Origin of the sequence: Rhodanobacter sp. FW021-MT20 (assembly GCF_041107475.1) — a bacterium.
Lineage (GTDB): Bacteria > Pseudomonadota > Gammaproteobacteria > Xanthomonadales > Rhodanobacteraceae > Rhodanobacter_A > Rhodanobacter_A glycinis.
The window spans coordinates 1-12,404 of the sequence record NZ_JBGBPX010000034.1 but is presented as its reverse complement, the minus strand read 5'-3'; the positions used below and the strand labels follow the sequence as shown (position 1 = coordinate 12,404).

9 protein-coding genes are annotated in these 12,404 nt (G+C 65.0%); 2 read left to right on the top strand and 7 right to left on the bottom strand.

The window, feature by feature from the left end; genetic code table 11:
- Positions 1-327: 327 nt before the first annotated feature.
- The 4 genes from AB7849_RS19305 to AB7849_RS19290 form a co-directional block, all read right to left on the bottom strand.
- Positions 328-1,038 carry an HNH endonuclease gene (locus AB7849_RS19305; protein ID WP_081491888.1) on the bottom strand — a complete coding sequence of 237 codons (711 nt, stop codon included), beginning with the start codon at positions 1,036-1,038 and terminating at the stop codon, positions 328-330.
- Positions 1,039-1,690: 652 nt separating this feature from the next.
- On the bottom strand, positions 1,691-2,188 hold the full coding sequence (locus AB7849_RS19300; protein WP_157618233.1) for a cupredoxin domain-containing protein: 498 nt from the start codon (positions 2,186-2,188) through the stop codon (positions 1,691-1,693).
- Positions 2,189-2,337: 149 nt separating this feature from the next.
- Positions 2,338-3,198, bottom strand: a complete 861-nt coding sequence (locus tag AB7849_RS19295) for a 2OG-Fe(II) oxygenase (protein ID WP_008217108.1) — start codon at positions 3,196-3,198, stop codon at positions 2,338-2,340.
- 613 nt (positions 3,199-3,811) lie between these two features.
- A complete protein-coding gene (locus tag AB7849_RS19290; protein WP_008209888.1) occupies positions 3,812-5,872 on the bottom strand; it encodes a M3 family metallopeptidase in 2,061 nt (686 codons plus the stop codon).
- Between the two features lie 107 nt (positions 5,873-5,979).
- On the opposite strand from AB7849_RS19290, the gene AB7849_RS19285 reads away from it, so the two are divergent.
- Positions 5,980-7,698: a patatin-like phospholipase family protein gene (locus tag AB7849_RS19285; RefSeq protein WP_369501545.1), complete on the top strand. Its 1,719-nt coding sequence runs from the start codon at positions 5,980-5,982 to the stop codon at positions 7,696-7,698.
- Between the two features lie 315 nt (positions 7,699-8,013).
- Positions 8,014-8,544 carry a gamma carbonic anhydrase family protein gene (locus AB7849_RS19280; RefSeq protein WP_008212709.1) on the top strand — a complete coding sequence of 177 codons (531 nt, stop codon included), beginning with the start codon at positions 8,014-8,016 and terminating at the stop codon, positions 8,542-8,544.
- 50 nt (positions 8,545-8,594) lie between these two features.
- Here AB7849_RS19280 and AB7849_RS19275 read toward each other — a convergent pair whose 3' ends face one another.
- From AB7849_RS19275 to aroE, 3 genes are all read right to left on the bottom strand, one after another.
- Positions 8,595-9,113 carry a hypothetical protein gene (locus AB7849_RS19275; protein WP_008212710.1) on the bottom strand — a complete coding sequence of 173 codons (519 nt, stop codon included), beginning with the start codon at positions 9,111-9,113 and terminating at the stop codon, positions 8,595-8,597.
- Positions 9,114-9,239: 126 nt separating this feature from the next.
- Entirely contained in the window at positions 9,240-11,009 is a 1,770-nt protein-coding gene (locus tag AB7849_RS19270) for a peptide-N4-asparagine amidase (protein WP_369501544.1), read from the bottom strand.
- Between the two features lie 186 nt (positions 11,010-11,195).
- Positions 11,196-12,032, bottom strand: a complete 837-nt coding sequence (aroE, locus tag AB7849_RS19265; protein WP_369501543.1) for a shikimate dehydrogenase — start codon at positions 12,030-12,032, stop codon at positions 11,196-11,198.
- Positions 12,033-12,404: the final 372 nt, after the last annotated feature.

Genomic DNA, 12,404 nt, shown 5'->3' with positions numbered 1-12,404 from the left:
CCAGACCATGATTGTTCCTTGGACGTATAGACGGCCGTAAGGTGGTGGCGGCGTGGTAACGTGGTCACGGAATCAGGTTCTTGTAAAGCTGCTTACGCTGCTCGTACATAGCTCATCCCCCTTGCCATACCTTTACCTCGGAACCCTAACGTAGCTGTAGAAAAAGTGGTGCGGTCAAAGAGCGCTCGAAACACGAGCTAAAATTTGCCTGCGACAGTTCAATTCTGAGTTCATTTCGACCCACGACTCGCTATTGGAGCACGTACACGGGCATCGTAAATACAAGTTTTCAGGTTGTAGACTTTTTCTACAGCTTCAACGCTTGAGTTAAGCGGCGGCCGAACCGCGTAGCGGTTTGGACGTCCGCTTGGACGAATTGTTAGATTTTTGGCCAGCCATAGCCTGCTGAAGTTCCTCGATTGACAAAGCTGGCACCCGCCTGTGCAACATTGAATGACAGTTTGGACATACAGGGCGAAGGTCTTTGATGGGATCGAGCCTATAGCGACCACCAATTTCACCAAGCGGCTTGAGATGGTGCACATGAATGTACCCGGCACCAATGTCGCCATAGGCCTGCTCAAAGTTGAACCGGCAGACAGCGCAGGACACACCCCATTTTTCGATACACGCGATTCTTGCCGACAAGCTACGTTCGTATTTGTTTACTACCACTTCCTGCTTTGCGCCCTCGAACACCTTTGAAGGCTCTATCACCTCGTCCGGGTACTGATGCGTGCTATCGACATGTGCCCAGTACCGAATGACTGGGCTACCCCATCCTTCCGGTGCTTCACGGTACTCCAGCCTAGCAATGCCATCGGAGTTGGAATATTTGCCAAGTGCCTGTGCGGCTCTGCTGTAGGCCGTGTAATACGTACCCGCACCTTCACCCCCAACGCCGTATTTTGCCTCCAACGCAACCCATGTTTCTGGGTACTTGCGGCGTAGAGCGAGAATGAATTCGTAGGTCGAGAATGCCTTACTACCTAGCGACAAGACTACGCTGTGAAGCTCTTTGTCTGGAATTGCGACCATATTCCCCCCGAAAATCTAACTATTGAATATACGGACGCCAGTGTCCGGCTATACAAGTCGCGGCAGAGTCCGGCGACGGTAGCACAACCCCGTGATGCTGATGGAATTTCGTGTGGCTCGGCCTTGCTAACCATGCGCGGTATAAACGGACCCAGCGACGCCGGACCCGGTTCCGCACTCTGCCGCCAGCAACCGCAAGGCAAGTTTCAAACGGCTGCTATCCGGCAACCTAACTGAAGCCACGGGCGTCCGGTCATGGCCGATTCTGTTGAAAAACGCGCTTCTAAAATTTCGAGGTTTTCCCCTGGCGGAAAAATCTCCCACGACAGTCGCTTTCTGTGGCCATGAGCATGTGAATTTGCACAGAACCGAGTTGTCGCGGGCATCGCGATCGATAATTTGGATGCCCATTCGTTAAGACGGAGTTTTTCAACAGAATCGGCCGATAGCGGACATTGCGAAAACCTGTCATGACGTGTCGGGGGGAGCCACCGCATCTGTGTCGGGCGCCGCTTGCGCCAGTACCGGGCCGCCGCAGAATTTGCTTCCGGCAGGAGGAAACCGTGGCTCTTCGGCGATACGGCGCCGCAACCCGCTGTCGCACACCGCGTAGGTCAACCAACAGCGGCGCTGGCGCGTCCACGTGGTGGCATCAGCGATGCGCCGCTGCCACTACCAGAATCTGCCCGTTCATTTCCGGCTGATGAAGGGTGCACCTGAACGTATAGAGGCCGGGCTGGTGAAAGTCGAAAATGGCGGATACGTCCGAGAGCGGCGGCAGCGCGAGGGCGACGAGTTCGTGCGCATGCGGACCGAGCAACTCGAAATCATGCGCGTCGTCCGGCTGCAGATTCCAAAAGCGGATTCGGGTCGGCTGGTTTTCCTGCACGACGAAGAATGTTGGCGAGAAGCCGTAAACCTCACCAAATTTGGCCACCGTCAGCTTGGGGCCGGTCTCCTTGACTGCCACGGCACGGGTCTCCAGCACGATCGAGGCCGTTGCCTGGCCGCCCTGGGTGACACTGACGATCTGTGGCGCCCTGGATAACTCGTGCACAGATCCGGCCGTGGCGGGGAGTGCGCAGGTGCCGAGTGTGGTGATCGACAACCACCCAAGCAGCATGCCAGCGCGACTTGATGTATTCGACATGGCGACCCTCGATCGAATGTAAACGACTGCCGTGCACCGTGCGCATGCATTCCGTCTCCACCGCAATATCACGACGACAGCCCCGTGGCTTGTTCCGGCGCACACGAGGGCTCTTGCCCTGTACCGCAAATCGGGACCGGCGAACGCGCTTACGCCGCCCCGTAACGCCGCTGCCGCATCCACTTGGTAACGATCCACTTCTCGCCGCGCAGCACTGGTGCGCCACCGTGCAGGGTGCGCGGGTCGAGCTGGCCGCGGCTGTTGGTGTATTCGAAATAGACGGCCGAACCTTTCTTCGGCAGCACCGACAGGCCGAGCTCGGGGAAGATGGTGGCGCCGCCATCCTCGACCTCGTTGAGGTACATCACCAGGGTCGAGACGCGCTGGCCGCCAGTGGCCATCTGCACAGCGCTGCCGGGGTCGCCCGGCGGGAAAAAATCGAAGTGCGGCTTGTATTCGCCGCCGGGACCGTAATGCAGGATCTGCAGGCCTTCGCCGTGATCCACCGGCAGGTTCATCAAGGCGGAGATGCGCCGATCCAGCCGCGCGATGAAGTCATCGGCGTTGATCTCGAAGAAGGTGCCTTCGCTGCTGCGGTCGGCAATGGTCTCGTGCTTGCCGGTGGTCGGGTCGACGATGGTGGAGCGCTGCAGCTTGGCGGCGGCGCGGCGGATCAGCTCGTCGCATTCCTCGTGGCTGAGCACACCGTCGAGCACGGCCAGCACCGGTTGCTCCACCCGCAAGGCCACCTGCACCTCGCGGTCGGCGGCGATGATGCGGTTGCCCGGCGGCAGGCGCGGCGTCTCGTAGACATAGCCTTCCGCACGTGGTTCGGTCGCCGTCGGTGCCGCCATGCCGGTTTGCATGCCATGCACGGCCGCGCCGGCGAAGGCCGGTTCGAAACGGTTGCGCACCATGTCGGCAACCAGCGACTGCGCGCTGCAGCCGCGTGCCAGGTTCTCGCGAATCCAGTCGCGCCATTCCGGCGTCAACTGCGTGACCATGTTCATGCGAACGCCCCATCCCAGCCCCGATACCTGTGCCAACGATAGTCGCATGCATGACTGCGTGCCATGGGGGCGCAGGGTCGTTTTCGGGCATGCATCACGCCGGTGGCCGATGCCCGCCGGCGGATCGCTCTCCGGAGCCTACCCAAAATCCATCCGCCGAACCGGGCACCCAGACCTATCCAGGCCCGTCATTCCTGCGAGGTGCTTTTCAACAGCCGAAGAGCTGGTCAAGCAGGAATCCAGCGACTTGATGCCCTAAAACCAGAGACGCTGGATCCCAGCTTTCGCTCACTACTGTCCGGAATGATTTTGAACCCTGTGGTTCCGCATGACTTGTACCGATACCGCACCCTCGCTCGTCATTCCGGCGCAGGCCGGAATCCAGTAGCCGTATGGCTTGGACAGGCGTGATCGCTACTGGATCCCGGCCTACGCCGGGATGACGAGCCGGAGAGCTGGTCGCCGCCAGAAATGGAGTCGCCCCCTTGTTGCATCTCGCGCAAGCGGCGTGGGTATTCACTCTCGAAGGACATCCCAGGATTATTCCGGACAGGAGTGGGCTTTCGCTGGGATGACGATTCACTGGAGATACTCGGAGCCTATGAACAGGCTCTCAGGCCGTCAGTCCGTAGCTGCGCAGCAACGCGTCCGGTTCGGGTTTGCGTCCGCGGAAGGCGACGAAGCTTTCCAGCGCGGGACGGCTGGCACCGACGGCGAGGAACTCGCGGCGGAAGCGCGCGCCGGTGACCGGGTCGATCACGCTGCCGCCATCCTTCGCCGCGTCTTCGAAGGCGCCGAAGGCGTCCGCGCTGAGCAGTTCGGCCCACAGGTAGCTGTAGTAGCCGGCGGCGTAGCCACCCGCAAAAATGTGGCTGAAACCGTGCGGGAAACGCTGCCAGGCCGGCGGATGCAGCACCGCAACCTGCTTGCGCACGTCTTCCAGTACCGCCAGCGTGCGCGCGCCCTGCGCCGGGTCGTAGCCCAAGTGCAGGGTGAAATCGAACAGCGCGAATTCGAGCTGGCGCACCAGGAACAGACCGGCGTGGAAATGCCGCGCGGCGAGCATGCGCTGGAACAGTTCGTCCGGCAGTTTTTCGCCGGTCTGCCAATGGCGCGCGAACAGATCCAGCGCCTCGCGGTTCCAGCCGAAGTTCTCCATGAACTGGCTGGGCAGTTCCACCGCATCCCATTCCACGCCGTCGATGCCGCCGATCGAGGGCAGCGCGATCTCGGTCAGCAGGTGGTGCAGGCCGTGGCCGAATTCGTGGAACAGGGTGAGCACGTCGTCGTGGGTGAGCAGGGCGGGTTTGCCCTCGGTCGGCGGCGCGAAGTTGCAGGTGAGGAAGGCCACCGGAAGCTGTTTACTTTCGCCATCGTCGAAGCGGGCGCGGCAGACATCCATCCACGCACCGCCGCGCTTGCCGCTGCGCGCGTACAGGTCCACGTAGGCGCCGGCAAACACCTTGCCGTCGGCATCCTTCACGTCGAAATAGCGCACGTCCGGATGCCACACGTCGACGCCGTCGCGCGGCGCCAGGGTGATGCCGTAGAGCTTGTGCGTGATCGCCCACAGCCCGTCGATCACCGCCGGCAGCGGGAAGTACGGCTTGAGCTGTTCCTCGTCCAGCGCGTATTCGCGCTGGCGCAGTTTCTCGGAGGCGTAGCCGACATCCCACGGTTCGAGGTTGTCCAGCCCCAGTTCCTTCTGCGCGAACTCGCGCAAGGTGGCCAGTTCGCGCTGCGCCACCGGCCGGGCGCGCTGGGCCAGGTCGTGCAGGAATTCCATCACCTCGGTCGGCGAGCCTGCCATCTTGGTCGCCAGCGATTCCTCGGCGGCATTGGCGAAACCGAGCAACTGCGCGGCCTCGTGGCGCAAGGCCATGATCTGCTCGATGCGCGCGGAGTTGTCGTACTTGCCCGCGTCCGGCCCCTGGTCGGAGGCGCGGGTCTGGTAGGCCCAGTACACGCGCTCGCGCAGGTCGCGCTTGTCGGCATAGGTCAGCACCGCCTGCACGCTGGGCTGCTTCAGCGTGACCAGGTAACCGTCCAGCTCCTGTTCCTTGGCGTACTGGCGCAGCACCGCGCGACCGGATTCGGGCACGCCGTCGAGATCGCGATCATCGGTGAGATGTTCGTGCCAGGCATCGGTGGCATCGAGCACGGCGTTGGAGAATTCGGTGGAAAGCTTGCTCAGCTCCACGCCGATCTCGCGGAAGCGCGAACGCGCGGGCTCTTCCAGTGCCACGCCGGACAGCTTGAAGTCGCGCAGCGCGTGTTCCACCAGCGCGCGGCGCGGACGCGGCAGCGTGGCGAAATCCGGTGCGTCGGCCAGTGCCTGCACGGCGGCGTACAGATCGCGGTTCTGGCCCAGCTCGATGGCGTGGTCGGTGAGCTTTTCCTCGGCCGGCCCGTAGACCTTGCGCAGTGCCGCGCTGTCGGCCACCGAATGCAGGTGCGACACCGGCGCCCATGCCCGTGCCAGGCGCTGTTCCAGCCGTTCCTGGGTCAGCATCACGTGATCGAAATCGCGTGCCGCGCCGGGCGCGGTCAGGGCATCGATGCCGGCGCGGAAGTCGGCGAGGATCGCGTCGACGGCCGGTTCGACCTGTTCGGGCAGGATGCGGGAAAACGCCGGCAAGGTGTCGTCGGCAAGCAGGGGATTGTCTTGGCTCATGGAAACTCCTTTCAAGCGCGAAGCGTGGCGACGGGGCCGGGCGAAATCAAGCACGGCGGCGTGAGGGTGGCTGTCGCGCCCTTCACGGACCGGGGTACCATCGACGCATGCTGCCAGCGCATCTTGCCGGACTGATCACCCGCACCGCGTTGTTCGCGCATCTGGACGATGCGCAACAGGCCGCGCTCGCCCGGCAATTGCACTGGATGTGCCTGCCCGGCGGCCAGACCCTGTTCCGCCCGGGCGAACCGGCCGACGCGCTGTACCTGCTGTGCAGCGGCAGCCTGGGCGTATTCGACGGGCCCACCACGCTGGTGCACCAGCTTTGCGCCGGCGAATGCGTGGGCGAGATGAGCCTGCTCAGCGGCAACCCGCACCGCCTCGCCGTGCGCGCGCTGCGTGATTCGGAACTGCTGCGGCTGAACCGCAGTGCCTTCGAGGCGCTGGTCGAACGCCATCCGGGCGCCATGCTCGACGTGGCGCGACTGGCAGTCGAACGCCTGATGCGGCGCGAACACCATGTCGAAGCACCGGACAAGCCGCGCACCTTCGCGATCCTGCCGGTGGACGCCGAGGTGCCGGCACGCGAGCTGGCGATGAAGTTCGCACGGGCGCTGGAACCGTTCGGCCATTGCGCGGTGATCGACGCCCGCACCGGCGCCGAACGCAGCAGCGACTGGTTCGCCCAGCGCGAAGCGAATACGCGTTTCGTGATCTACCTGGATACCGATGGCGACCCGCTGTGGCGCCACCGCTGCCTGCGCCAGGCCGACGTGCTGCTGTTGCCCGCGCGCGCCGGGGAAACGGCGAAACCCTGGCCGGAAGCCGCGCCGGGCCACCCTTCTCGCGCGCGCCACCGCCCGCGTCACCTGCTGCTGTTGCATCCCGCCGGGCACGTATTGCCGGGTGCCGCGCGACGCTGGCGTGCCCAGTTCAGCGGCGAGCTCACCCACCACCATCTGTGCAACGAGGATGACTTCGCGCGGGTGGCGCGACTGGTCAGCGGCCACGGCCGCGGGCTGGTGCTGGCCGGCGGCGGCGCGCGCGGACTGGCCCACCTCGGTGCATTGAAGGCCTTGCGCGAGGCCGGCCAGCGTTTCGACGTGGTGGGCGGCACCAGCATCGGTTCGATCATCGGCGCCGGCGTGGCCCTGCAATGGGACACCGACACGATGATGCAGACCTACCACGACGCCTTCGTGCGCGGCCGCCCGGTGTCGGACTGGACCCTGCCGCTGGTGGCGCTGACCCGTGGCCGCCGCGCCACCCGCATGCTGCGCGCGGCGTTCGGCGAGGTGGACATCGAGGACATGGCGCGGCCGTTCTTCTGCGTTTCCACCAACCTCACCGGCGAGGATCGCGCGGTGCATCGACGTGGCCCGCTGTGGCTGTGGCTGCGCGCCTCCAGCGCGATTCCTGGCGTGTTGCCGCCGGTGCTGCACCATGGCGACGTCTACGTCGACGGCGCGCTGATCGACAACCTGCCCACCGACGTGATGTCCGACGATGGCATCGCCCACATCACCGCCGTCAGCATCCGCGCCGACGTACGCCTGCGTACCCGCCTGGAAGCCACCGCCACGCCGCCCTGGTGGCGCCTGCTGATGAATCGCCGCGACGACCGCGGCTGGCCGGGGCTGGTCTCCACCCTGACCCGCGCGGCAATGGTCAACAGCGAGGAAATCAGCGAACGCTGCCGCACCCTCGCCGACGTGCTGATCACGCCGTCGCTGGAACACGTCGGCATGCTCGACTGGGATGACTGGGACCGCGCGGTGGAAGCGGGTTACCGCGCGGCCGTGAAGGTGCTGGAAGCGCAGGGCTGAGCCATCGACGAGTACATCCCTCTCCCCCCGGGAGAGGGTGGCGGCAGCCGGGTGAGGGTCCGGGCGAAGCGTAGCCTGCCAGCACTACCGTGCCCTAACTCCCTTCTCTGCCCCGGCGGGAACGAAGGCTTTTCACCGCCAGGAGCGTGGACGGTAGAAACTTTCGAGGCGAAAAAGTGGCTGCGTGAGGACAGATTTTCGACGATTCGTCGGCCCATAGTGGTTCTATGGGCCAAGAAGCGACGGACATATGGACCACACAGACACTTTTGCAGCCCGGAAGATTTCTGCCGCCCACGCTCCTAAAATGCACGGATGAACCTTCGCAGCTACAAGGGCATCGCGCCCACCCTCGGCCAACGCGTCTATGTCGATCCCGCCGCCAGCGTGATCGGCGACGTGGTGCTGGGCGACGACGTCTCGATCTGGCCCGGCGCGGTGTTGCGCGGCGACGTGAACCACATCCGCGTCGGCGCGAAGAGCAACATCCAGGACGGCGCCATCGTGCACGTCGCCCACGCCGGGCCGTACGGACCGGGCTTTCCCTGCCTGATCGGCGAAGGCGTCACCGTCGGCCACGCCGCGGTGGTGCACGCCTGCAGCATCGGCAACTACTGCCTGATCGGCATGCATGCCAGCGTGCTGGATGGCGCGGTGATCCACGACTACGGTTTCGTCGGCGCCGGCGCCGTGGTGCCGCCCGGCAAGGTCGTTGGCGAACGCGAGCTGTGGCTGGGCAACCCGGCCAAGTGCGTGCGCGTGCTGAGCGACCGGCAGGTCGAGCAACTGCGCTACTCGGCCGAGCACTACGTGCACATCAAGAACGATTATCTCGCCGCCGGTTGAGGTCGACCTCGCCAGTGCAGCGGCGGCGACAAGCCGCGTGCCGCCGATGACTACTCGGCCATCGGCGCCTCGCCCGCCTGCGCCGCGAGCCGTGCCCTGATCCGCGCCGCTTCCAGCTCGTGCTGGCGCGCTTGCATGGCGCGTTGCGCGCCCAGCTTGCCGGTGAGCAGCAACAGCGTGTAGTTGTCCGGCGCATACAGATGCAGCAGGTTCAGTTCGCGCTGCGCCTCGTCCAGCTCGCCGCGGTCGATCGTGCGCTCGACGATGTCGCACGAGGGTTTGAAGGCGTCGTGCATGGCCTGCAACGCTACCTCGTTGTGCGGGTCAAGCTGCAGCACACTGAAGTAGAACTCGTAGGCGTTGCTGCCCACCGGGGCGACCAGGTGATGATCGTTCAACGCGCCGGTGGCCAGCTTGAGCAGGATCGCTTCGCCCTGGCTCATGGCCGGCGCGGTCGGCGTGGCCGCCTTCGCATACCAGGACGCGCCCGCCACGCCGACGCCGAGCAGCAAAAGGCCGGCAAGCGCATACGCGCGCCAGTGCGACGTGAACAAGGGAAAACGAAACATGACACCTGCCTGATGGTCGTGGCTGTTTGCGATGGCCTCCGCATGGACGGCATCGACAAACGCGCACGGTAATCAGGCTTCATGTCAGCTGGATGACCCGGCGTCGCGCACGGCGCCAGGCCCGTTTCACCAGCCCAGCAGGCTGCGGCCGTAGCCGGGCGAACCATCCGGATGGGTGAACCACTCGACATGGTTGTCGCCGCCGGGGCAGCCCTTGCCGCTGGTGTCGCCGGTGACCACGCCGCCGGCCGACGTCACGTGGCCGCGATAGCAGCCGCCCAGCGAGTCGTGGAAGGCGAAGATCTGCGCACTTTGCTGGCCACTGTGGCCGGTGAAGTGGCCGTCGCTGTCGTAATTCAGCGTGTCGCTGGTATCCACCGTGTTGTGCACCGAGGCCGAATACAGCGTGAGGCCGCCGAAGCGTTGCGCGACCTTCTGTTCGTAGCCCTGGTGCACCGTGGTGGTGATGCTTGCGCTGCCGTCGGATGCCACCTGCTGGTCGTAGTCCAGGTGCAGCGGATAGCGCCGGTGCTGGCTGTATTCGTTGGTGACGAAGCGGCCGATGCGGCTGGTGCTGGTGCCGTCCATCGAGGTGAGCTGGTCGATCTGCTGGCGATAGGTGGTGGTGTTGAGGGTGAAGTTCTGCGTATCGGCGAAGCCCACGGTCTGCTTCACCGTGGTGTCGACGCGGCCGTGCGAAGTGTTCGCATAGCCCTCGATCACGAAGTGGCGGGAGAGCCGGGTGGTGATCTCGCCGCTGACGTTGCCGCTGGTATCGGTCTTCAAGGTGTCGCCGATGGTCGGCACGGGCGGCTGGCCGACCAGGGTATTGCGCGTGACCGTGCCGGTGACCTGCTTCGCGTGCGGATCGAGATAGACCAGCAGGCTGGCCGTGGCCGAGAAATAGTTGGCCGCGCCGGCCACGCTGACCGCCACGGTATGCGGCGCGCCATCGCTGAGTTCGCCGGCGAACGGCGTCAGGTCGACGCGGTAGGGCGTGAAGTTCAGCGTCTGCACGCCGGTGACCGGTCGCCACAGGTAGGGGTCGATGCCGCCGGTGTAGATCCACGGATAGATCGGCGCCACGCCGGCCGGCTGGCCGTCGATGCTGACCTCGGCTTCGCGGAAGTTGCCGCCGCCGCAACTCTGCACTTCGCTGGCGTACTGATCGGGCACGCAGGTGTACCAGAACTCGTCGGCATTCTGGCTTTGCGCGAATACGTCGAGATAGGCGCGCTCCACGTTGCGCGGCAGGCTGAGCGTCTTCGCCAACTGGCTGGTCGGGTCGTTCAGCGACACCGTGCTGCCCACCGGATCGCTGCCCAGCGGATACACCGCATCGGGCACCTGGCCGGACGGCGCGAAGATCGAGGCCGGATAGAACAGCAGTTTCGCGCTGCCGTGGATCACGCCGGTATAGGTGTCGTTGACGACGTTGCCAAGCACCGCCTGGCCCTGGCCGGCCTGGCGGAACAGCGCGGTGTAATCGGTGAGGTCACGTTCCACGTGCCAGCTCGGCGCCACCGTCGCGGACGGCTCCTCGGTGGTGCCGAAGTACAGGTTCACGCCACCCAGCCACAACGATGCAGTGCGGTCGAACTGGCGGCCGGCGGTGACCGAGAAGTCCGCCTCCAGCACCACCTTCGACCAATGCGTGCCGCAACCGCTCGGCGGCGTGTAGCTGAAGGGGTGGTTGCTGAAATCCGTGAAGGCGTCGTTCTGGAACAGCTCCACCACGCACGGCTTGCCCGGTGGTCGCGGCACCGCCGGATCGGCGGTGGTCACGTTGCTGGAACCGACCGGCGACGGCTCGCTGGAACCGGTCGCGAATGCGGCGCAGGCAAACCACGCAAGCCCGGCCACGGCCAGGCTTGTCCATGATGATTTCGACAACATGCGACTTCCCCTCGCGTGATGCTGTATCCCCTGCGTCGGCGACGCTAGCACGCGATTTTGTTTAACGGGGGAAAGTCCGTCTAAACGGCCAAATGCGAGTGAAAATTTGCGGTGACTGGACGCGCAATCGTGATGCGCATCACGATTGCGCGTGGCTGTTTCGGATCGTTGCCGACGCGGCCGCGATCAGACCGTCGGCTGGCGCAGCGCCTGGTAGACCGGCTCCGTGTCGGGCCGCTGGCCGTGCCACAGTTCGAACGCATCGGCCGCGGTTTCCACCAGCATGCCGAGGCCATCAAAGGAACGGTGCGCGTCGGCCGCCTGCGCCCAGGCCAGAAACGGGACAGCCGCCGCACCATAGGCCAGGTCGTAACAGACGGCGCGCGTGCCGACGAGCGAGAACGGCAGGCCCAGCGACTGGTGCAGCACGCCGGCCGAGGTGGCGTTGATGATCAGGTCGAAGCTGCCGATGTCGGCCAGGTCCTGCCAGTAACGCGTACGCACGCGCGCCGGTTCGCCGATCGCATCGGCCAGCGCATCGGCGGTGGCTGCCGTGCGGTTGACGATGGTCAGCGAGGCCACGCCGGCATCCAGCAGCGACCACGCCACCCCGCGCGCCGCACCACCGGCGCCGAGCAGCAGCATGTCGCGGTCGCGCAGATCGGCACCGTGGCGCTCGGTGAGATCACGCACCAGGCCCGCACCATCGGTGTTGTGTGCGGCGAGGCGACCATCCGCCAGCCGGGTGAGCACGTTGGCGCTGCCCGCGCGCATCGCCGCCTCGCTGCGCTCGTCCGCCAGCGCGAAGGCCGCGCCCTTGTGCGGCAGGGTGACATTGGCGCCGTGGCCGTTCCCGGCGACAAAGAAGCGCTGCACCGCCTCGGCAAACGCCTCTGGCGCGGCATCGATGGCTTCATAGGTCAGCGCGATCTCGAACTGGGCGGCGAACAACTGATGAATCCGCGGCGACTGCGTGTGGCCGATTGGATGGCCGAACACGGCGTAGCGGGAAGGCTGGCTCATGGACTCGCTCCTGGTCTGGATGGCCATTGTACGGGTTGGTCGCGGGTTCTCCCTTCCGCACATCCGCTGCGCCGTTTCGCTTCGACACCGTCATTCCAGCGAAAGCTCACTGCTGTCCGGAATAACCCGAGCATGGCTCCGAGGAACGAAGGCGTGGCGGTGTTTGCCCGGGATGCGGCAAGGGGGTGACTTCACATCGGCTGGCGATGACTTATCGTGCTCGTCATCCCGGCGAAGGCCCACTGCTGTCCGGAATAATTTTGAACCCTGTGGTTCCGCATGACTTGTACCGATGCCGCACCCTCGCTCGTCATTCCGGCGCAGGCCGGAATCCAGTAGCCGTATGGCTTGGACAGGCGTGATCGCTACTGG

Coding starts and splice junctions, on each gene's coding strand:
- AB7849_RS19300 (WP_157618233.1), bottom strand. CDS start 2,188: ATGTCGAATACATCAAGTCGCGCTGGCATGCTGCTTGGGTGGTTGTCG.
- AB7849_RS19290 (WP_008209888.1), bottom strand. CDS start 5,872: ATGAGCCAAGACAATCCCCTGCTTGCCGACGACACCTTGCCGGCGTTT.
- aroE (WP_369501543.1), bottom strand. CDS start 12,032: ATGAGCCAGCCTTCCCGCTACGCCGTGTTCGGCCATCCAATCGGCCAC.
- AB7849_RS19280 (WP_008212709.1), top strand. CDS start 8,014: ATGAACCTTCGCAGCTACAAGGGCATCGCGCCCACCCTCGGCCAACGC.
- AB7849_RS19305 (WP_081491888.1), bottom strand. CDS start 1,038: ATGGTCGCAATTCCAGACAAAGAGCTTCACAGCGTAGTCTTGTCGCTA.
- AB7849_RS19275 (WP_008212710.1), bottom strand. CDS start 9,113: ATGTTTCGTTTTCCCTTGTTCACGTCGCACTGGCGCGCGTATGCGCTT.
- AB7849_RS19285 (WP_369501545.1), top strand. CDS start 5,980: ATGCTGCCAGCGCATCTTGCCGGACTGATCACCCGCACCGCGTTGTTC.
- AB7849_RS19270 (WP_369501544.1), bottom strand. CDS start 11,009: ATGTTGTCGAAATCATCATGGACAAGCCTGGCCGTGGCCGGGCTTGCG.
- AB7849_RS19295 (WP_008217108.1), bottom strand. CDS start 3,198: ATGAACATGGTCACGCAGTTGACGCCGGAATGGCGCGACTGGATTCGC.